This window comes from Bacillus cereus group sp. BfR-BA-01382 (assembly GCF_022663475.1).
GTDB lineage: Bacteria > Bacillota > Bacilli > Bacillales > Bacillaceae_G > Bacillus_A > Bacillus_A thuringiensis_S.
Map to the genome: position 1 here is coordinate 1 of NZ_JAKUFQ010000051.1, position 19,978 is coordinate 19,978.

Consider the following 19,978-nt stretch of genomic DNA (forward strand, 5'->3'; position numbering starts at 1 on the left):
CCTAAAAAAGAGGCACCTAAAGCAGAAAAGAAAACACCAGAGCAAAACCCAGCACCAACTCCACCGGATACTGGCGTAATTGGTAAAGCTAAGCAATATTTGGGTAAGCCATATGTTTGGGGAAGTGCATCTCCATCAAACGGTGGTTTTGATTGTAGTGGATTCATTTCTTACATTTTTGGTGTAGGTCGTCAAGATGTTAGGGGTTACTGGAACTCAGTTTCTAAAATAAGTAGTCCACAGCCGGGAGACTTAGTGTTCTTCCAAAACACTTATAAAGATGGTCCATCTCACATCGGTATTTACGTTGGTAATGGCCAAATGATCCATGCTAGTGATAAAGGAATTGCGTACGGTGATATTAACAGCTCATATAACCAAAAACATTTCTTAGGTTACGGTCGATTCTAGGATCTATAAAAGAATAAAAAACGTGTATAAAGTCGATAGCTTACTATTTTATAAGTAGGTTATCGGCTTTTTTGAGTTTTTACGGGATTTGAAGAAGGGTTTATAGTAGTGCTGGAGGTGATTGTTGATGCTGGCGGGGAAACAGTTGCTATTAGACGAACTTTCTTCAGATTTACAGAGGGAATTAAATGATTTGAAAAGGAAGGGAGAGGTCATATGTGTACAAGGTGTAAAAAAGAAGAATTCTAAATATATGTGCCAACGCTGCGGAAATGTAGATCAGCGGCTATTTGCGTCGTTTTTATGTAGAAGGTGCAGTAAAGTGTGCACATATTGCCGGAAGTGTATAACGATGGGGAGGGTAAGTGAATGTGCTGTACTTGTTCGCGGGATTGCTGAAAGAAAGAGAGAAAAGAAATTAAACTTGTTACAGTGGAACGGGAAGTTGTCTACTGGTCAGAATTTGGCGACACAAGGTGTTGTAGAGGCTATTAAGCAAAAAGAATCATTTTTTATTTGGGCTGTATGCGGGGCTGGGAAAACAGAGATGTTGTTTTACGGTATTAACGAAGCGCTTCAAAAAGGAGAAAGAGTTTGTATCGCAACGCCGAGAACGGATGTTGTTCTGGAATTAGCACCGAGATTACAAGAAGTATTTCCATATATAAAGGTAGCGGCTTTATATGGAGGGAGTGTGGATAAAGAAAAAGATGCAGTATTAGTCGTTGCGACCACGCATCAATTATTGCGTTATTATAGGGCGTTTCATGTCATGGTTGTAGATGAGATAGATGCTTTTCCATATTGTGCAGATCAAATGTTACAGTACGCGGTAAAACAAGCGATGAAAGAAAGGGCGGCGCGTATTTATTTAACTGCGACTCCAGATGAAACGTGGAAGCGAAAATTTAGAAAAGGTGAACAAAAAGGTGTTATTGTTTCTGGACGATATCACCGTCATCCTTTACCAGTTCCTTTATTTTGTTGGTGCGGGAATTGGAAAAAAAGCCTCATTCATAAAAGAATTCCTCGAGTTTTACTACAGTGGTTACAAACATACTTAAATAAAAAACATCCTATTTTTTTATTTGTCCCCCATGTGCGATATATAGAAGAGATAAGCCTGTTGTTAAAATCATTAAACAAGCGAATTGAAGGTGTACATGCAGAAGATCCGGGGAGAAAAGAAAAAGTAGCGGCTTTCAGAAAAGGAGAAATCCCATTATTAGTTACAACGACAATTTTAGAGCGAGGCGTAACGGTGAAAAATTTGCAAGTAGCGGTTTTAGGGGCTGAAGAAGAAATATTCTCAGAAAGTGCACTCGTACAAATTGCGGGCCGAGCAGGGCGGAGCTTTGAAGCACCGTATGGAGAGGTCATTTATTTTCACTATGGTAAGACAGAGGCGATGGTGCGCGCGAAAAAACATATTCAAGGTATGAATAAAAATGCCAAAGAACAAGGATTGATCGATTAATGCATTGTTTACTTTGTGATGAGTGTTTTGTAGAAAAGGTTAGTTGGTACACTTTTTTTGTAAAGTGTCATAGAAAATATATATGTGATAGATGTGAGCAGAAACTTTCCTATATTATAGGAGAAATTTGCATGGAGTGCGGCCGACCTTTAGAATTTGTTCCTGCCTCATTTCAAGAAGACGGTATTTGCATAGATTGTATAAGGTGGATGAATGAGGAGAAGTATCGTCCTTTTAAAAACCGTTCGTTATACATGTACGATAATGAGATGAAAGAAATAGTAGCACAGTTTAAGTTTCGGGGTGATGCAGAGTTAGTGCGCATTTTTTATCGTCCTTTTCGAAGTTTATTTCAAAAGTATTTTGCTGATGTTTCAACCGTTATCGCTGTTCCGCTTAGTAAGGAAAGGGAAGTTGAACGTGGCTTTAATCAAGCGGAGTTATTAGCAACTTGTTTGCCTGTCCGTATTTCTGATTTTTCCTTAAGACGGCGAGAAACAGAAAAGCAAAGTAAGAAGACGCGTAAAGAAAGGATGTCAGGAAGCAATCCTTTTTATTTTCAGGGAGAAGAGATGTTTTGTGGGCAACATATTTTACTCGTTGATGACGTGTATACGACAGGAATTACAGTTAGGCAAATCGGAAGTTTGTTATATGAGAGAGGGGCAAGGGAAGTATCTAGTTTGACACTTTGTAGAAGTTAATATGGCAGTGTCGAAAGGGATAATAAAAAGGCGATAAGTCTTCTTTGACTTCATATGTTGTCATTCGTTATAGTCAAAATATGGGGCGAATGCCCTGATTTTTAGAGTGAAGGGAATGGAATGAACATGCAAGGACGAGTGAAATGGTTCAATGCAGAAAAGGGATTTGGATTTATTGAGCGCGAAGATGGTGACGATGTATTTGTCCATTTTTCTGCTATTCAACAAGATGGGTATAAGTCATTAGAAGAAGGGCAACAAGTAGAGTTTGACATTGTAGATGGAGCACGTGGACCACAAGCAGCTAATGTTGTAAAACTGTAGGAATATTGTTTTTGGGAAGAGAAAGCTGCATTTGTGGCAACGTTATATATATGGTAGAACCTCTTGTTTTTCGCAAGGGGTTTTTTGTTATAGGGTAAGTTGTCAAAAAGTTGTTTCTTTTCTGTAACGAATTGGCCACACTTATATTCGTTATTCACGATGTTAATAGGATAAAATAAAGATAGAAACGATGCATCTTTTCATTTCAACAAAAAACGATAAAAAAATCGCAATTCCACTAATTTTTTTAAAAAAGTTAGAAGGAGTTTTTAAGCCAGTGTCGAAATTATAGTACATAGGCTTGAAAGGAGGAATTCATCTATGAAATTCAACATTCGTGGTGAAAATATTGAAGTAACTCCAGCATTAAAGGAATATGTAGAGAAAAAACTAAGTAAGTTAGAACGTTATTTTGATACATTCCCAGAGATTAAAGTTAATTTAAAAGTATACTCTGACAAGCAACGTGTCGAGGTAACAATACCATTTACTGATTTATTACTTCGTGCAGAAGAAACTAATAGCGATATGTACGCTGCTATCGATTTAGTAGTTGATAAAATTGAGCGACAAATTCGTAAACATAAAACAAAAGTAAATCGTAAGTTACGTGAGAAAGGTTCTATGAAAACAAACTTTATCCTTCCAGAAGCAGTAGCTGTTATGGATGAGGTAGAAGAGGATGAATTAGAACTTGTACGTACAAAACGATTCGATTTAAAACCGATGGACGTTGAAGAAGCGATTCTACAAATGGATATGCTAGGACATAATTTCTTCGTCTTCACAAATGCTGATACAAATGAAACTAATGTTGTATATGGCCGTAAAGATGGGAAATACGGTTTAATCGAAACTAAATAATAATTCGAAAGCGCAGCCGAAATGGCTGCGCTTTTTTTGCTGAAAATAGATTTTTAAAAAACTTTTCTTAATTTAGAACGAGACATTCGGCCGATTGTTGTCATAGTTATAAGACAAGTGTTACAATTATCATTAGGTATATACATTTTAGTTTTTTTAATTAGGAGAAAAATTGGCATAACATACATTTGATTTTTACAACGACTGATTGTAATAGAGAAAAAGAAAACAATCGGAAGTTTTATTTTAATAAAAGAGGAGCGTATTTCCTATGATCGGTATTTTAAAAAAGGTGTTTGATGTAAACCAACGCCAAATTAAACGTATGCAAAAGACAGTTGAGCAAATTGATGCATTAGAGTCATCTATTAAGCCACTAACTGATGAACAATTAAAAGGAAAGACGCTTGAATTTAAAGAACGTCTAACAAAAGGTGAAACAGTAGATGATCTACTACCTGAAGCTTTTGCAGTTGTTCGCGAGGCGGCAACTCGTGTTCTTGGAATGCGTCCATATGGCGTACAGTTAATGGGTGGTATTGCCTTACATGAAGGGAATATTTCTGAGATGAAAACGGGTGAAGGTAAAACGTTAACATCTACATTACCTGTATATTTAAATGCTTTAACAGGAAAAGGTGTTCACGTTGTTACAGTCAATGAATACTTAGCACAACGTGATGCGAACGAAATGGGACAACTTCATGAGTTCCTTGGCTTAACGGTAGGAATTAACTTAAATAGTATGTCACGCGAAGAGAAACAAGAGGCTTATGCTGCTGATATTACGTATAGCACAAATAATGAGCTTGGATTCGATTACTTACGTGACAACATGGTTTTATATAAAGAGCAGTGCGTTCAACGTCCACTTCATTTTGCTATTATCGATGAAGTCGATTCTATTTTAGTCGATGAAGCACGTACGCCGCTTATTATTTCGGGACAAGCTCAAAAATCAACAGAGCTATACATGTTTGCAAATGCATTCGTTCGTACGTTAGAAAATGAAAAAGAGTATTCATTTGATGTGAAAACGAAAAATGTAATGTTAACAGAAGATGGTATTACGAAAGCAGAGAAAGCTTTCCATATTGAAAACTTATTCGATTTAAAACATGTAGCACTTCTTCACCATATTAATCAGGGGCTTCGTGCACACGTTGTTATGCACCGTGATACAGATTATGTTGTACAAGAAGGCGAAATCGTAATTGTAGACCAATTCACTGGTCGTCTTATGAAAGGTCGTCGTTATAGCGAAGGATTACACCAAGCAATTGAAGCAAAAGAAGGTGTAGAAATTCAAAATGAAAGTATGACACTTGCGACAATTACATTCCAGAACTACTTCCGTATGTATGAAAAATTATCTGGTATGACTGGTACAGCGAAAACAGAGGAAGAGGAATTCCGTAACATTTACAATATGAACGTTATTGTAATTCCAACAAACAAACCGATTATTCGTGATGATCGTGCTGATTTAATCTTTAAATCAATGGAAGGTAAGTTCAATGCTGTTGTTGAGGATATTGTAAATCGTCATAAACAAGGGCAACCTGTTCTTGTAGGTACAGTTGCAATTGAAACTTCAGAGCTTATTTCAAAAATGTTAACGCGTAAAGGTGTACGTCATAACATTTTAAATGCGAAAAACCATGCACGTGAAGCAGATATTATTGCGGAAGCTGGTATGAAAGGTGCTGTAACGATTGCGACGAATATGGCTGGTCGTGGTACAGATATTAAGCTTGGAGATGATGTGAAAATCTTCGGTCTAGCAGTTATCGGTACAGAACGTCATGAAAGCCGTCGTATTGATAATCAGTTACGTGGTCGTGCTGGTCGTCAAGGGGATCCTGGTGTGACGCAGTTCTACTTATCGATGGAAGATGAATTAATGCGCCGATTTGGTTCAGATAATATGAAAGCAATGATGGATCGTCTTGGTATGGATGATTCCCAGCCAATTGAAAGTAAAATGGTTTCTCGAGCGGTAGAGTCTGCACAAAAACGTGTTGAAGGAAATAACTATGATGCACGTAAGCAGTTATTACAATACGATGATGTACTTCGTCAGCAACGTGAAGTGATTTATAAGCAGCGTCAAGAAGTAATGGAATCGGAAAACTTACGTGGCATTATTGAAGGTATGATGAAATCTACAGTAGAACGTGCTGTTGCGCTTCACACACAAGAGGAAATTGAAGAAGATTGGAACATTAAAGGTCTTGTTGACTACTTAAATACAAACCTTCTTCAAGAAGGAGACGTAAAAGAAGAAGAATTACGTCGCCTTGCTCCTGAGGAAATGAGCGAACCGATTATCGCGAAATTAATAGAGCGTTACAATGACAAAGAAAAGCTTATGCCAGAAGAGCAAATGCGTGAGTTTGAGAAAGTTGTTGTATTCCGCGTTGTAGATACAAAATGGACGGAGCATATTGATGCGATGGATCACCTTCGTGAAGGTATTCATTTACGTGCTTACGGTCAAATTGATCCACTTCGTGAGTACCAAATGGAAGGATTTGCGATGTTCGAGTCAATGGTTGCTTCTATTGAAGAGGAAATTTCTCGTTACATTATGAAAGCTGAAATTGAACAAAACTTAGAACGTCAAGAAGTTGTTCAAGGTGAAGCTGTTCATCCATCTAGCGACGGCGAAGAAGCGAAGAAAAAGCCAGTTGTAAAAGGTGACCAAGTGGGCCGCAACGATTTATGTAAATGTGGTAGCGGTAAAAAATATAAAAACTGCTGTGGTATTGTTCAGTAATATAGGGCGGTAGCTTTGGCTGTTTTGCAAACTTTTATATCAAAAATGTATAATTAAGAAGGGTTAAACTCTCTCCGTAATAAGTGGAGAGAGTTTCCCTTGTTTTCATACGAAAGTAACAGCAATTACATAGAGGTGAAGGAAATGGAATTAGTAGAAATTAGACAGGAATTAGAGAAAATGGCTAAGCGATTAGCGGCTTTTAGGGGGTCTCTTTGACCTTCCTACTAAGGAGAAACAAATTGCAGAATTAGAAGAAAAAATGATGAGCGCAGGATTTTGGGATGACCAACAAGGCGCGCAAGCTGTAATTAATGAAGCGAATGCGTTAAAAGATATGGTTGGAAGTTTCCGTCAATTAGATGAAACATTCGAAAATTTAGAAGTAACGCATGAGCTTTTAAAAGAAGAATACGATGAAGATTTACATGAGGAATTAGAGTCAGAAGTAAAAGGCTTAATTCAAGAAATGAATGAGTATGAGCTTCAGTTACTATTAAGTGATCCTTATGATAAAAATAATGCAATTTTAGAATTACATCCAGGTGCAGGTGGAACTGAGTCACAAGACTGGGGTTCTATGTTATTACGTATGTATACACGTTGGGCTGAAAAACGTGGATTTAAAGTAGAAACGGTTGACTATTTACCGGGTGATGAAGCTGGTATTAAGAGTGTAACTTTATTAATTAAAGGTCATAACGCTTACGGTTACTTAAAAGCAGAGAAAGGTGTACATCGTCTTGTACGTATTTCACCATTTGATTCTTCAGGTCGTCGTCATACATCGTTCGTATCTTGTGAAGTTGTACCAGAGTTCAATGATGAAGTTGAAATCGAAGTACGTACAGAAGATTTAAAAATTGATACGTACCGCGCAAGTGGAGCGGGTGGGCAGCACGTTAATACGACAGATTCAGCAGTTCGTATTACACATACACCGACAAATACAGTTGTAACGTGTCAGTCAGAGCGTTCACAAATTAAAAACCGTGAGCATGCGATGAAGATGTTAAAAGCGAAATTATATCAAAAGAAACTAGAAGAGCAACAAGCACAATTAGATGAAATCCGCGGGGAACAAAAAGAAATCGGATGGGGTAGCCAAATCCGTTCTTACGTATTCCACCCGTATTCTCTTGTAAAAGACCACCGTACAAATACGGAGGTTGGTAACGTACAAGCAGTTATGGATGGAGAGATTGATCCATTTATTGATGCTTACTTACGTTCTCGCATCTAATAAGTGAAAAAAAGCCAACTAAATTGTTGGCCCACGCTGAGGATATAGAGGATATAAAGAATTTGATTTTATTTTTATAGATGAAGTAAAGAGGAAGAGAAGTTGGAAACGACAACTTCTCTTTTTGATGGGATTATATGTAGATTACAATGGTGTATATTGTTTTGTAAAAAGTAGAGAATAGTAAAATAGAGCGATAATAGGGTAAAGATTTATATAGAACATTTCTAATTTTCCTTTTAAAAAGGATTCTTTATAGAAGTTTTTTAAGCTGTTCACAGAATTGAAACAACTTATGAAAGCTTTATTTTATCAAGGTTCTCACTGTATTTTTGAGGAATATGAAATACACCTTAGTTTTTCTATATAAAGATAATGCTTATAATGAAAATGAGTGTGTTAGGAATAAAAAGAATATCAACAATGGGGAGCGATAGAAGTGAAAAAGAAATTGTTGGCTATTGCGCTAGGGACATCGGTTGTTTTTGCTTTAGGAGCATGCGGAAATAAAGAAGAGAGTAAGTCTTCGAAACAGTCTGCAAGCACAGACAGCGCAGAACAAATTTTCCAAAGAAGTTGTGCTGGATGTCACGCGACAGATTTATCAGGGGCAACTGGACCTGATTTAAGAAAAGTAGGCGGTAAGTACGACGCTGCAGATATCGAAGAGATTATTAAAAAAGGCCGCGGTTCAATGTCACCAGGACTTATTCAAGGTGAAGATGCGAAAAAAGTATCTGAATGGTTAGCTGAACATAAATAAAAAAGGTGAACTGGACGAGTTGATAATATAGGTCAACTCGTTTTCCTTTTCATTTATGTAACATAACTGTAACAAAAATGTATCCGAACTGGAAACCGTTTGATGTTACAATGGGGTTTGTAGAATTTTGCTGAAATATATTACATAGAGTGGTATTGCTTATGAGAAAGCATAAGTAAACTACCTTCAACAAGGATGACTAAGTGAAAATGAAGGATGTCTTTTATTTTCAGATGTACAGAAAAGTATTTCGAAAAAAATCATTAAGTATTGGGTGATAAATAATGATAAAAATGACGAATGTTTATAAGGAGTACCCGAATGGTATGAAAGCCATTGCTGGTCTTACAGTTAACATTAAACAAGGTGAGTTCGTATACGTAGTTGGACCGAGTGGAGCCGGAAAATCTACATTTATTAAAATGATGTATCGTGAAGAGAAGCCATCTACAGGATCAATTAATGTAAATGGACTTGTTATTGAAACATTGGCAGAAAGAGATGTTCCATATTTTCGTCGTCAATTAGGCGTAATTTTCCAAGATTTTAAATTACTACCTAAATTAACGGTATATGAGAATGTTTCGTTTGCTTTAGAAGTAATTGAAGAAGAACCAGATGCAATTCGTGAGCGTGTAACAGAGGTTTTAGGTCTTGTAGGTCTTGAAGATCGTGCAGATGCAATTCCAAGTGAACTTTCAGGTGGAGAGCAACAACGTGTGGCTATTGCAAGAGCGATTGTAAATCGACCAAAGGTTGTAATTGCCGATGAGCCAACAGGTAACTTAGATATTGAAACAGCTCTTGATATTATGAAGATTTTTACTCGCATTAATGAGCGTGGTACAACAATTGTTATGGCGACGCATAATGCAGATATCGTAAATACAATCCGTCATCGTGTAATCGCGATTGAAGGCGGAAAAATTGTTCGAGACGAGATTGAGGGAGGATACGGATATGAAGGCTAAGACCCTTAGTCGACATTTGCGAGAAGGTGTAAAGAATCTATCACGTAACGGATGGATGACATTTGCTTCTGTTAGTGCAGTAACAGTTACATTATTACTTGTAGGTGTCTTTTTAACAGCGATTATGAATATGAACCATTTTGCGACGAAAGTAGAGCAAGATGTAGAGATTCGTGTACACATTGATCCAGCTGCGAAAGAAGCTGATCAAAAGAAATTAGAAGAAGATATGAGTAAGATTGCAAAAGTAGATTCTATTAAATATTCTTCTAAAGAAGAAGAGTTAAAACGTTTAATTAAAAGCTTAGGTGATAGCGGAAAAACGTTTGAGTTATTTGAACAAGATAACCCACTTAAAAACGTATTCGTTGTAAAAGCAAAAGAACCAACAGATACAGCGACAATCGCGAAGAAGGTTGAAAAAATGCAGTTTGTCAGTAATGTTCAGTACGGAAAAGGGCAAGTTGAACGATTATTTGATACTGTAAAAACTGGTCGTAACATTGGGATTGCGTTAATTGCTGGTCTTTTATTCACAGCAATGTTCTTAATCTCTAACACAATTAAAATTACAATTTATGCTCGTAGTACAGAAATTGAAATTATGAAACTTGTTGGTGCAACAAACTGGTTCATTCGTTGGCCATTTTTGCTAGAGGGGTTATTCTTAGGAGTATTAGGATCAATTATTCCAATTGGCCTAATTCTAGTTACGTATAATTCGTTGCAAGGTGTGTTTAACGAAAAACTTGGCGGAACAATTTTCGAGCTTCTACCATACAGTCCTTTCGTATTCCAATTAGCTGGTTTACTAGTGTTAATCGGTGCGTTAATTGGTATGTGGGGAAGTGTAATGTCAATTCGTCGTTTCTTAAAAGTATAAAAAGTTGCAAACATAATTCGTACAAGCTTATCATATAGTAGAAATAGGTAAAGGCATCACACACTGTGTGATGCCTTTTGCTACACCACCTGTGTGTTTTGGAAAGGGGAATTCCGCATTGAAACGTAGAGTTGCAATTATTGGAATGGTTGTTGCATTTTTAATTGGTGCTGGCGGAATGTTTGCAGGCATGTCTGTATTTGGGGTTAACCCAGCAGAAGTAACGCAAACAATTTCGAGTGGGAATGCTAGCACTGCGCAAGGGAATTTGGCAAAAATTAATGAGGCGTATGCACTAATTGATTCACGTTATGTGGAAGACGTGAAAGATGAAAAGTTAGTTGAAGGTGCAATACAAGGCATGTTGTCTACGCTGAAGGACCCTTATTCCACGTATATGGATAAAGAAACAGCCAAACAGTTTAGTGAATCGCTTGATCCTGAATTAGAGGGGATTGGGGCTGAGGTGAACAAAACGGACGATAAGCTTATTATCGTATCACCAATTAAAGGTTCACCAGCAGAAAAGATAGGAATTAAACCGAATGACCAAATTTTATCTGTAGATGGAAACAGTGTGAAAGACTTATCACGTGAAGAAGCAGTATTAAAGATCCGTGGTAAAAAAGGAACGACTGTCGCAATTGAAATTAAACGTGCGGGAGTAACTGATCCGATTGTATTTAAAATTAAGCGTGAAAAAATTCCGATCTTTACAGTGTTTAGTTCTGTGAAGCAAGAGAGCGGAAGAGATATCGGTTATATGCAAATCACTTCTTTTGCTGAAAATACAGCGAAGGAATTTAAGGATCAGTTAAAAGAGTTAGAGAAGAAAAATATAAAAGGCTTAGTTATTGACGTGCGTGGTAATCCTGGTGGTTATTTAAATAGTGTAGAAGATATACTGGGAGAAATTATGACGAATAAAAAGCCGATGCTACAAGTAGAGCAGCGAAATGGTGAGAAGAAGAAATTCTCTACGGAACTGAAAGAGAGAAAACCATATCCAATTTCAGTATTAATTGATAATGGAAGTGCTTCTGCTTCAGAGATTTTAGCTGGTGCACTGAAAGAAGGAGAAGGATACGATTTAATTGGTGAAAAGACATTTGGTAAAGGTACTGTCCAGCAAGCTGTTCCATTTAAAGACGGCAGCAACATTAAATTAACGATGTTTAAATGGTTAACACCGGATGGGAACTGGATTCATAAAAAAGGAATCGCGCCAACAGTAGAAGTGAAGCAACCAAATTATTATCATGCGACACCAATTCAAATTGAAAAAACACTTTCATACAATTCAAATGATGTACAAGTAAAACATGCTCAAGAAATGCTTAAGAGCTTAGGATATGTACCAGGTCGTGAAGATGGATACTTTAGTAAAGAGACAGAATCAGCGCTGAAAGCATTCCAAAATGCGAATGAAATGGAAGCGACAGGACAGCTTGATAAAAAGACAGCTGAAGCGATTCAAACTAAAATTATCGAAAAAATCCGTTCTGGAGAAAATGATCTACAATTACAGTCAGCATTAAAATTAATGGCAAAATAAGAAGAAATACAGGCAGTTTGCTGCCTGTATTTTTTTGTGTTAAACAAACGTTTGTTTAGTTATGATAATATAAAAAGAAAGAATGATATAAATGGTGGTGAATGAGTTCGTGGAGTCTTGGATTTTTGAAATAATGCGGGCAGTTGGACGTTTTTTCTTACACCCTGCTGTCTATATATTTGTAATAAGTAGTATCTTCGTTGGATACTTACGTATGTTAAGAGAACGAAAAGATTTTTCTTTTAAAGTTTATGATATTTGGTTTGAACTGCGAACCTCTCTATTTGCAGGGATTGGATACGGATTAGTAGTATCTATTATTACGATTGGGCTTGGACTTGTTGTTTCTAAAGCAAGCTTATGGGCCATTTTAATTTGGACATTACTATTTGGATTAACGGCTATGTATCGATATTTATCAGCGGCTTATACATTTAGCATTGCGATTGTATGTGTTCTATTATCTTCTAAGCTACCAGTTTCCTTCTTACAGCTTCGAGAAGGTGAAGAGAATACCATTGTATCCCTTGCTATTTTGCTAGGCGTTATGCTTATTGTAGAAGGCTTATTGATTTCTAAAAACGCAGTAGGATATTCTACACCGAAGATTAGGAAGGGGAAGCGTGGATTAAAGATTGGTTTACACGAATCAAAGCGTTTATGGATCGTTCCTATTTTTATTCTTGTACCGGGTGATGCGGTAACGCAGTTTATTTCATGGTGGCCTGTCGTTTCAATAGGTTCAAATACATATTCTCTATTTCTCGTTCCATTTTTAATTGGATTTATGAGAAAGATTAAAAGTTATGAGCCGACGGAAGCTTTATTATTTACAGGAAGACGTGTTTATGGGTTAGCAGGACTTGTGCTCGTTTTAGGAATCGCAAGTTACTGGTGGCATGTACTTGCAATTATCGCGATGGGAGTCGCAATGCTTGGGCGTTTCACAATTTCGATGCAAGAGAAAATTACTGATGAAACAAGACCAGCGTATTTTGCTGCACGCAATGATGGGCTCGTTGTACTAGATACAATCCCAAATACAATTGGAGCAGAGCTAAAATTACTACCTGGAGAAATTATTACGAAAGTAAATGGAGTCATTCCAAAAAGCGCCGAGGAATTTTATGATGCGCTTCAAACGAAGACGACAGGAGCATTTTGTAAATTAGAAGTATTAGATACAAATGGTGAGCTTCGTCTTGCACAAACTGCATTATATGCTGGTGGACATCACGAATTAGGTATTGTATTCGTTGAGCAGGAGCATGAGTGGGATTCGGAAGCGATGTAATAGAAGGAATGGTATCACCTTGTGGTGGTACCTTTTTTGTTTTGGGGGAGGGTAGTTAGTAAATGAAATTTATATCGGCGATTATTTGAATATATCGACTCTCTGGAAAAAATGACAAATACCAAAAATCTTATTTTTAGTTTCATAGACGGATAACTTGAATAATTATTTGATAATGGTTATCATTTAGAGAGTCTTTTTAATTTTGGAAAATGGAGGTAAGATATGCTGCGTAAATTTTTTTCTTACTATAAACCGTATAAAGGTTTATTTATACTCGACTTTTCTTGTGCGGTTGTCGCAGGATTACTAGAACTTGGCTTCCCGCTTATCGTAAATCAATTTATTGATAAGTTATTGCCAGGACAAAACTGGACGCTTATTTTATGGGCTTGTTTCGGTTTACTTGCAGTGTATATATTAAATGCAGGCTTACAATATGTTGTTACATATTGGGGACATATGCTTGGTGTTAACATTGAAACGGATATGAGGCAGAAATTATTTGATCATATTCAAAAGCTATCATTTAGATTTTTTGACAATAATAAAACAGGTCATTTAATTTCACGTCTTACAAACGACTTAATGGAAATTGGGGAAATTGCTCACCATGGACCAGAAGATTTATTTATCGCTATTATGACTTTAGTTGGGGCATTTTCATTTATGATGATGATCAACTGGAAGTTAGCGCTATTAACGTTCTTCGTCATTCCATTCTTATTATGGTTAGCACTTTACTTCAACAAAAAAATGACAGGTACATTTAGACGTTTATTCTCAGACGTTGCTGACTTCAATGCATGTATTGAGAATAATGTTGGTGGTATTCGCGTAGTACAAGCATTTGGAAATGAAAAGTTTGAGAAAGAGCAATTTGCTGTTAACAACGCTCGTTTCCGCACAACGAAATTAATGGCGTATAAAATTATGGCATTAAATTCATCGATTAGTTATATGCTCATGCGTCTCGTAACACTCTTCGTCTTAATATGCGGTACATGGTTTGTTCTGCAAGGTGAATTAACGTACGGTGGATTTATTGGATTCGTTCTATTAACGAATATTTTCTTCCGCCCAATTGAAAAAATTAATGCGGTAATCGAAAGCTATCCGAAAGGGATCGCTGGTTTTAAGAGATATGTAGAGCTTCTTGAAACAGAGCCAGATATTGTAGACTCTAAAGGTGCGATGGAAGTTAAACATGTACATGGTGATATTCAATATAACAACATTACGTTCGGATATGAAAATAAAGAACCGATTTTAAATGACATTAGTTTGAACATACATGCAGGTGAAACGGTTGCGTTCGTTGGACCATCAGGAGCTGGAAAAACAACGTTATGTAGTTTACTCCCACGTTTTTATGAACAATCGTCTGGTTCAATCCGAATTGATGGTATTGATACGAAAGATATGACATTATCTTCACTTCGTAAACAAATTGGAATTGTGCAGCAAGATGTGTTCTTATTCTCAGGAACGATTCGTGAAAATATTGCTTACGGAAATTTAAAGGCGTCAGAAGCTGAAATTTGGCAGGCGGTAAAACGTGCGCAGTTAGAAGACTTAATTTACTCACAACCAGACGGTTTAGATACCGTTATCGGTGAGCGTGGTGTGAAACTTTCTGGTGGACAGAAACAGCGTCTAGCGATTGCTCGTATGTTCTTGAAAAACCCACCAATTTTAATATTAGATGAAGCGACTTCTGCATTAGATACAGAGACGGAACTAGCGATTCAAAAATCGCTTGCAGAACTATCTGTCGGCCGTACAACATTAGTTATCGCTCACAGGCTTGCAACGATTAAAAATGCAGATCGTATCGTCGTTGTAAATAAAGATGGTATTGCAGAACAAGGTTCGCATGAGGAACTAATTGAGCAAGGCGGAGGATACAGCCGATTATACGAAGCTCAGTTCAGTTCATAAATATAATTTCTGCTGAATTAGTGCACCATAAGTAAGTGAAAATCTTATATGGGAGGCTATAAAGCATGATTGTAACAACAACGTCTACAATTCAAGGAAAAGAAATTATTGAGTACATCGATATCGTCAATGGAGAAGCGATTATGGGCGCGAATATCGTTCGTGACCTTTTCGCTTCTGTTCGTGACGTTGTCGGCGGTCGCGCGGGTGCTTATGAAAGTAAATTAAAAGAAGCGCGCGACATCGCAATGGAAGAAATGAAAACTTTCGCAAGACAAAAAAATGCGAATGCAATTGTTGGTATCGACGTGGATTACGAAGTAGTTCGCGAAGGAATGCTAATGGTTGCGGTGAGCGGGACTGCTGTCCGTATATAAAAGTGAAAAAGCCGTGCTGATGCACGGTTTTTTCACTTTTATTAATGCTATTCTGTGTCGAAGTTCCAATATTTCTTGGGAAATGCGGAAGGCCTTGTCGATATATAGGGAAGACATTAGAGCGCTTCTTTACATTTTCGGATTTGAACTAATAATGTTTCGTATTCTTGTTCGAGAGATGTGATGTCATCGTGATGATTTGGTATGGAAATTCGGCCGATGATTTCTGTTAATTTTGTTTGTAATCGTAATAATTCTTGTTCAGTAACGTTTACAGAATCCCCGGTTGTTCTTTTTGTGTATTGCTCGTAATTACCATGGAATATTCTTGGTTCACTCTCATCTACTTGTAGAATATGGTCTGCAACAGAGCGAATAAAGGCACGGTCATGGCTAATGAAAAGTATTGTGCCAGGGTATTCTTGTAACATAATTTCTAATTCTTCTTGCGTCGCTAAGTCTAAATAGTTTGTCAAACTTATTTCTGTTCGCTATTTTTGAATTTATTATTATACAATTGTGCTTTTGCCAGCGCCTCAGCATCGTTTTGGATTTCATCTAGTCCATTCGCATCCCCAATAATATATCCTTCAAATGATGAACCAACAAAATCAAAGATGTATTGAAACTGAGCGATAAGCGGCAATGCTTTCAGTTTTGGATTGTCTCCGCCAACGATGACAACATACATTTTTTTGCCTTTCATTTTTTCTTTGAAATGAAGAGATGTATCGCGCAAGCTTTGTGACCAACGATCGACGAAGTTTTTCATATGTCCGCTCATTCCGTACCAGTATAGCGGTGTAGCAAAGATAATTGTGTCGTGCTCTAACATGCGTTTCGTTAACTGCTCATAATCATCATTTACAGGTTGGAATCCTTCTGCATCATGACGCTTATCTGTAATAGGATAGACTGTGTGATCACGTAAATAAATTTGTTCTGTTTCAATTCCATCAATCATCATATGTGTTAAAGCTTCCGTATTTCCGTTTTTTCTTGAACTGCCATGTATAACAAACATGTAATCATCCCTTTTCTTTTGCTTGTTTTAGGAGTGAAACGTGTTTTTGCAAATTTGTTTGAATGTTGGAAAGCAATGAGATTTGCTTTGTTACTTCATTGAGTTTATCTTCATAAAGCGTAAGAATGCTGCTGCACGGATTGTCGTATAGGTGCGGTTCAATTGCAAGGCAACGCAGCATCCTTGCCGTCTCTTCTAAATTTAAGCCAATTTGTAAGTACATTTGAATAAGCTCCACTTTTTCGATGGCACTTTCATCAAAATCACGGTAGCCATTTGCGAGGCGCTTAGAAGGGAGTAGTCCCTTTTCTTCGTAATGTCTTAGTGATCTTTCACTAACGCCAGTTTCTTTTGATAATTCTCCAATTCGCAATGTGTTTCACTCCTTTTACATGTATTGTAAACCTTCACACTAATGTGAAGGTCAATGCTGTTTTTTCGCAAAAGAGTCTACATGATTTAAAAACACCTGAATGGCTTTAGACGGGATGAAGTATTTGCCGCGCGCGATGGAGAATGGACGGATGAGTTGTTCATTTGGAACTTCGACGTGGAATAGCTCTTTTGCCAGTAGCTCTTTTCGTACAGTCCAATCAGAAAGTATAGCGATGCCAAGTCCGGCACTAACTGCTTCCTTAACGCTTTGGATACTACTAAATGTAAAGAATCGTTTCATTTTCAAATGGTGTTGATGAATAAAGCGGTCACTATAAGCGCGTGTACCAGAACCACTTTCTCTTAATACCCATACTTGATCTTGGAGTGTACTTTCATTTATTTCATTTGTGCGGAGCAGTGGATGATTTGGAGGGACGACGAGCTTCATTTCATCTTGCATAAACGTTTCAACGTCAACGTCGGCGTATACGACTTGCCCTTCCACTAAGCCGATATCGATTTGATTAGAGCGAAGACTTTGTAAAACGTCTTCTGTATTTGAGATAAAGGTATGAACTTCGACGTGTGGATTTTCATTCGCATAGTTAGCCAGTATTTTTGGAAGTAAGTATTCGCCAATTGTGAAACTAGCACCGATGCGAAGAGTTCCTGTTACAACGTTATGTAATTCGTTAATTTCTTGTTTGGCTTCTTCGTAAAGAGAGAGCATTTGCTTTGCATGTATATATAGTATGTTTCCAGCCTCCGTCACTTGGACGTGCTTTGGGGAGCGCTGAATAAGAGTAGTGCCAAATTCGTTTTCTAAGTTGCGTATATGCATACTTACGCCAGGTTGTGAAAGGTTTAATAATTCTGCTGCACGTGAGAAGTGTTTCTGTTCAACGACAGTAACAAATATTTTTAAAATGTCTACGTTCATGTAATGGGCTCCTTTCTTTTTCTATCATCTTATCATAAGTATTTCTGATGATAGAGATTTGGTATTGATATTAAACTTATTATAGAAACTCTCTTATAATGTAAGTAGAAAGAACATGCATGTTCCAATACGATTATTGGGGTGGTACAAGGTGGAACAAACACTTGTTATACAAAAGAAGAAGGGCTTTGGATTTTCGCAAGGAATTGGGATTACATTATTAATCGCAATTGCCGCGAAATATTTAGCTGGGCTTCCATTTTTAAATATTATGGGACAATTAGTAATTGCTATTCTAATTGGGATGGTTTGGCGCGCTGCAATTGGAGTTCCTCATGATGCGATTGCAGGAACGAACTTTGCGAGTAAGAAGTTACTGCGCTTTGGGATCATCTTACTTGGAATGCGATTAAATCTTGTTGATATTGCGAAGGCGGGGCCGAAAGTATTGGTCATCGCGGCGGTTGTTATTACATTTACTATTTTTGTTGTGTACGGACTAACGAAAGTATTTAAAGTAGAAAAGAAACTTGGGATTTTAACAGCATGCGGTACGGCAATTTGCGGCGCGGCCGCGGTTGTGGCAATTGCACCGCAAGTGAAAGCAAAAGATGACGAAACAGCAGTTGGAGCAGCGATTATCGCAATTTTAGGTACTATATTTACGCTTATTTATACGTTATTATATCCAGTGCTTGGTTTATCTCCATACGGTTACGGTGTATTCTCAGGTGCGACGCTGCATGAGATCGCCCATGTCATCGCAGCTGCGGCACCAGGAGGAAGCACGGCTGTAGACATCGCAGTTATCGTGAAATTAACGCGCGTTGCAATGCTTGTGCCAGTAGCGATTTTAATTGGATTATGGTTTGGTAAGAGTGAAGGTAGCGAGGAAAAAAAATCGTGGCGCGATCTTCCAATTCCGTGGTTCATCTTCGGATTTTTAGCGATGAGTGCAGTGCATTCGCTCGGGGTTATACCAGAAGTTGTTGCCGGCTACATTGTTGTCATTGCTTACATGCTGATTGCAATGGCGATGGCGGGGCTTGGTTTAAATGTAGAGTTTAAAACGTTCCGTAAGTTAGGAAGTAAGGCATTCGTGGCGGGGCTGATCGGCTCGGTTTGCCTTTCTATTCTTGGATACGTTCTTGTATATGCGTTAGGATTTATGTAGTAGGACGAAGAAGCTGTTCCAAAAGATATTTTGGGACAGCTTCTTTCTTATGCTTATAGTGCTATCGATGTCGATATATTAAAAAAACGCTGATATAAATTGAACTACTCTTGTACTTTGTTAGAGTAGATGTTTAGTGAAATGTTTTTCTAAAATTTGTAAGGATATCTTTACTTGTTGCTGGAAAATATTTATAATTTAAGTAAAGATATCTTTACTTTTGAAGGTGGATCCTATGGGTGTGAAAAATAAAATAAAAGAGTTAAGAAAGCAAAATCATATAACACAAGTTGAAATGGCAAAGGCGATGCAGGTGACGCGGCAGACGATAGTGGCGATTGAAAATCATCATTACAATCCGAGTCTAGAGTTATCCTTAAAAATCGCCAAGTATTTTGGAGTGAAGGTGGAGGAAATCTTTACGCTGGAGTAAGGGAGAAAGAAAATAAATGATAAGTTTGAGAGATTTCAATTAGATTAAACGTTTAAATATATAAGGATTGGTTTTGGTTTATTGATAAGTATCGCATCAACGAGCGTGTTAGCAACAAGGAATAGATAGAAAAAAGGGGAACTGGGATGGGATTACCGGTATTATGTGTCGCTACGGCTATTTTTGCTTTGTTTTGGGGAATGCAGAACTTCTCTCGTAATCCAGTGCCAAGTATTTGTATTATGCTCGGTACTGTCGGTTTATCATATTATTTATTAGTTTCAGCTCATTATCATAAAACAGCAACGAGTGTTGTTGTTGGAGCACTTATTTTATTTTGTGGGCGCGCCATACAAAAGGGGTTATTTCCATAAAAGCTGTTTATACACTTTGTATAAACAGCTTTTTGTATTTTTTTACAAATTACTTGAAAGTTACGTAAC

At 37.4% G+C, this 19,978-nt stretch carries 21 protein-coding genes and 1 pseudogene; 18 read left to right on the forward strand and 4 right to left on the reverse strand.

The features are described 5' to 3' along the window. From MR160_RS19435 to MR160_RS19500, 14 genes are all read left to right on the forward strand, one after another. The coding region (locus MR160_RS19435) for a C40 family peptidase (RefSeq protein ID WP_242297881.1) at window positions 1-411 on the forward strand (411 nt) is incomplete at its 5' end. A gap of 127 nt (window positions 412-538) precedes the next feature. After that, a complete protein-coding gene (gene comFA / locus MR160_RS19440) occupies window positions 539-1,888 on the forward strand; it encodes an ATP-dependent helicase ComFA (protein WP_086402452.1) in 1,350 nt (449 codons plus the stop codon). Then, on the forward strand, window positions 1,888-2,592 hold the full coding sequence (locus MR160_RS19445) for a ComF family protein (protein WP_044783038.1): 705 nt from the start codon (window positions 1,888-1,890) through the stop codon (window positions 2,590-2,592). The genes comFA and MR160_RS19445 overlap by 1 nt, the downstream gene beginning before the upstream one ends. Before the next feature lie 126 nt (window positions 2,593-2,718). After that, a complete protein-coding gene (gene cspC / locus MR160_RS19450; RefSeq protein WP_001990088.1) occupies window positions 2,719-2,916 on the forward strand; it encodes a cold shock protein CspC in 198 nt (65 codons plus the stop codon). Between the two features lie 321 nt (window positions 2,917-3,237). After that, window positions 3,238-3,780, forward strand: a complete 543-nt coding sequence (hpf, locus tag MR160_RS19455; protein WP_000671187.1) for a ribosome hibernation-promoting factor, HPF/YfiA family — start codon at window positions 3,238-3,240, stop codon at window positions 3,778-3,780. Between the two features lie 271 nt (window positions 3,781-4,051). Continuing rightward, a complete protein-coding gene (secA, locus tag MR160_RS19460; protein WP_000579374.1) occupies window positions 4,052-6,559 on the forward strand; it encodes a preprotein translocase subunit SecA in 2,508 nt (835 codons plus the stop codon). A 144-nt stretch (window positions 6,560-6,703) separates the two neighbouring features. Continuing rightward, window positions 6,704-7,802 (forward strand): peptide chain release factor 2 gene (gene prfB / locus MR160_RS19465; protein ID WP_097807990.1). Its coding sequence is split into 2 segments (ribosomal slippage): window positions 6,704-6,775 and window positions 6,777-7,802, totalling 1,098 coding nucleotides; the frame shifts between segments, so codons are not numbered across the junction. Window positions 7,803-8,241: 439 nt separating this feature from the next. Continuing rightward, on the forward strand, window positions 8,242-8,565 hold the full coding sequence (gene cccB / locus MR160_RS19470; protein ID WP_000727971.1) for a cytochrome c551: 324 nt from the start codon (window positions 8,242-8,244) through the stop codon (window positions 8,563-8,565). Between the two features lie 284 nt (window positions 8,566-8,849). Then, window positions 8,850-9,536 (forward strand): cell division ATP-binding protein FtsE, encoded by a 687-nt coding sequence (gene ftsE, locus MR160_RS19475; protein ID WP_000594331.1) that lies wholly within the window; start codon window positions 8,850-8,852, stop codon window positions 9,534-9,536. Continuing rightward, a complete protein-coding gene (ftsX, locus tag MR160_RS19480) occupies window positions 9,526-10,419 on the forward strand; it encodes a permease-like cell division protein FtsX (protein WP_000645028.1) in 894 nt (297 codons plus the stop codon). Before ftsE ends, ftsX begins: the two co-directional genes overlap by 11 nt. Window positions 10,420-10,537: 118 nt before the next feature. Next, window positions 10,538-11,974 (forward strand): S41 family peptidase, encoded by a 1,437-nt coding sequence (locus tag MR160_RS19485; protein WP_000830306.1) that lies wholly within the window; start codon window positions 10,538-10,540, stop codon window positions 11,972-11,974. Between the two features lie 91 nt (window positions 11,975-12,065). Then, the gene (locus MR160_RS19490; protein WP_000261257.1) at window positions 12,066-13,268 is read left to right on the forward strand and encodes a PDZ domain-containing protein; all 1,203 of its coding nucleotides are present in this window, start codon (window positions 12,066-12,068) and stop codon (window positions 13,266-13,268) included. A 225-nt stretch (window positions 13,269-13,493) separates the two neighbouring features. Continuing rightward, window positions 13,494-15,209, forward strand: coding sequence for an ABC transporter ATP-binding protein (locus MR160_RS19495; RefSeq protein ID WP_000944607.1), 1,716 nt, complete (start codon window positions 13,494-13,496; stop codon window positions 15,207-15,209). Between the two features lie 65 nt (window positions 15,210-15,274). Next, window positions 15,275-15,586, forward strand: coding sequence for a heavy metal-binding domain-containing protein (locus MR160_RS19500; protein ID WP_000637523.1), 312 nt, complete (start codon window positions 15,275-15,277; stop codon window positions 15,584-15,586). A 116-nt stretch (window positions 15,587-15,702) separates the two neighbouring features. Here MR160_RS19500 and MR160_RS19505 read toward each other — a convergent pair whose 3' ends face one another. The 4 genes from MR160_RS19505 to MR160_RS19520 are packed head-to-tail and all read right to left on the reverse strand — an operon-like array spanning window position 15,703 to window position 17,928. After that, window positions 15,703-16,062 (reverse strand): hypothetical protein, encoded by a 360-nt coding sequence (locus tag MR160_RS19505; RefSeq protein ID WP_000186323.1) that lies wholly within the window; start codon window positions 16,060-16,062, stop codon window positions 15,703-15,705. Window positions 16,063-16,064: 2 nt separating this feature from the next. Next, window positions 16,065-16,610: a flavodoxin family protein gene (locus MR160_RS19510; protein WP_000497589.1), complete on the reverse strand. Its 546-nt coding sequence runs from the start codon at window positions 16,608-16,610 to the stop codon at window positions 16,065-16,067. 4 nt (window positions 16,611-16,614) lie between these two features. Beyond that, window positions 16,615-16,983 carry a MerR family transcriptional regulator gene (locus MR160_RS19515; RefSeq protein ID WP_001219192.1) on the reverse strand — a complete coding sequence of 123 codons (369 nt, stop codon included), beginning with the start codon at window positions 16,981-16,983 and terminating at the stop codon, window positions 16,615-16,617. Window positions 16,984-17,034: 51 nt separating this feature from the next. Beyond that, a complete protein-coding gene (locus MR160_RS19520; RefSeq protein WP_242297882.1) occupies window positions 17,035-17,928 on the reverse strand; it encodes a LysR family transcriptional regulator in 894 nt (297 codons plus the stop codon). Window positions 17,929-18,079: 151 nt separating this feature from the next. On the opposite strand from MR160_RS19520, the gene MR160_RS19525 reads away from it, so the two are divergent. The 4 genes and pseudogenes from MR160_RS19525 to MR160_RS19535 all read left to right on the forward strand — a co-directional run bounded on the left by MR160_RS19525 (window position 18,080) and on the right by MR160_RS19535 (window position 19,909). Then, window positions 18,080-19,102 carry a YeiH family protein gene (locus MR160_RS19525; RefSeq protein WP_000438423.1) on the forward strand — a complete coding sequence of 341 codons (1,023 nt, stop codon included), beginning with the start codon at window positions 18,080-18,082 and terminating at the stop codon, window positions 19,100-19,102. 235 nt (window positions 19,103-19,337) lie between these two features. Next, window positions 19,338-19,535 (forward strand): helix-turn-helix transcriptional regulator, encoded by a 198-nt coding sequence (locus MR160_RS19530; RefSeq protein ID WP_000538364.1) that lies wholly within the window; start codon window positions 19,338-19,340, stop codon window positions 19,533-19,535. 57 nt (window positions 19,536-19,592) lie between these two features. After that, a pseudogene (locus MR160_RS35345) lies at window positions 19,593-19,664 on the forward strand (ATPase); the annotation flags it as partial. A gap of 17 nt (window positions 19,665-19,681) precedes the next feature. After that, window positions 19,682-19,909 carry a hypothetical protein gene (locus MR160_RS19535; RefSeq protein ID WP_000524123.1) on the forward strand — a complete coding sequence of 76 codons (228 nt, stop codon included), beginning with the start codon at window positions 19,682-19,684 and terminating at the stop codon, window positions 19,907-19,909. Window positions 19,910-19,978: the final 69 nt, after the last annotated feature.